Raw genomic sequence first — 1059 nt, forward strand, 5'->3', positions numbered from 1 at the left:
AAGCGGGCCAATCCCGATCTGACGCTCGCGCAAATCGGCGCGCAGCTCGAGGCCATGTATGAGCGCACGCCGCGCGGAGGAACGCGCTGGGCGCCCTCCTCCGTCAAAAGCCTGCTCGACCGCGCCGAAAAGCTCCGATTGCTCGACGCCGAAACGCTGTGAGCGAGCGGAAGGACGAGACTCGTCCGATAATTCATCCCCGCGTCACCCCGTTTTCTTTCGTTCGCGCGCCGCCTTCGCGGCCTTGCCGCGCAACAGCGCCATCAACACGGGCCCGAGCGAGAACTCCCCTGCCCTCGCCTTTTCGGTCAGGACGCGCAGATAGCCGCCGGCGCTCTTGACCTCATCGCCGCGTTGCAAGATCGCGGCGATGACGATGGAGGCGTCATGCTCGCCCAAGATATCCAGGGCCTGTGACCAGGCGTCTGGCGAAACGCCGAGCGCCGAGCGCACTGTCGCTGCGGCCGCCGCCAAGTCTCGCCACGATGAAATCTCGCCACTCGGGCCGTAATCGGCGATGTCTGGACAGGCCTCCAGCACCATTCCGAGCGGATAGGCGCGAAGAGTCGGCTTGGGATCGACGGTTCGACGACGATCTGGGGATGTTTCTGGGGCGCGATCGATCGCTCCCCCAGGCTCTTCGAGATTTGGCTGGGAGGGCCGCGCCCTGCCTTCGTGAAGGCTAGGTTCAAGATCAGGAAAGTTTGTGGTTTGATTCTGTATGTGGCGCTCAGTTTGAGACTCATTGCCGCTCATATTTTGAGCTTTTATATGCGTTTCCAGCGACTTGTGGATTTCGGCCGCCAACTCGGCCAAGTCGCCGGCCAATGCCTTCAGATCGGCGCGGGAAAGCCCACGCCCATAGCGCCCCGAGAGCGTCGCATAGCGCTGATGCGCGTCGTCCCAGTCCCCCGAGACCCCCTCCTCCAACGCGGTCTCGATCATTTTGACGATGTCGCGGCGGGTGAGCGTGATCTTCTCGCGCAGCAGCGCGATCGCGCGGTTCTCGGCCCGCACCTCCTCGGCGAGGTTCTCGATTTCGCTCGAGCGCGCGACGAG

The 1059-nt window shown here is 63.7% G+C and carries 1 protein-coding gene and 1 pseudogene; one reads left to right on the forward strand and one right to left on the reverse strand.

The genetic code is table 11. From position 1 onward, the window contains the following. Window positions 1-162, forward strand: a pseudogene (locus ACT53T_RS11885) (recombinase family protein); the annotation flags it as partial. Window positions 163-204: 42 nt separating this feature from the next. Here ACT53T_RS11885 and repC read toward each other — a convergent pair. Beyond that, window positions 205-1059: plasmid replication protein RepC (repC, locus tag ACT53T_RS11890; RefSeq protein ID WP_476161352.1), on the reverse strand; the 855-nt coding region annotated here is incomplete at its 5' end.

The sequence above is a fragment of the Methylosinus sp. DMC45 genome (assembly GCF_056313885.1).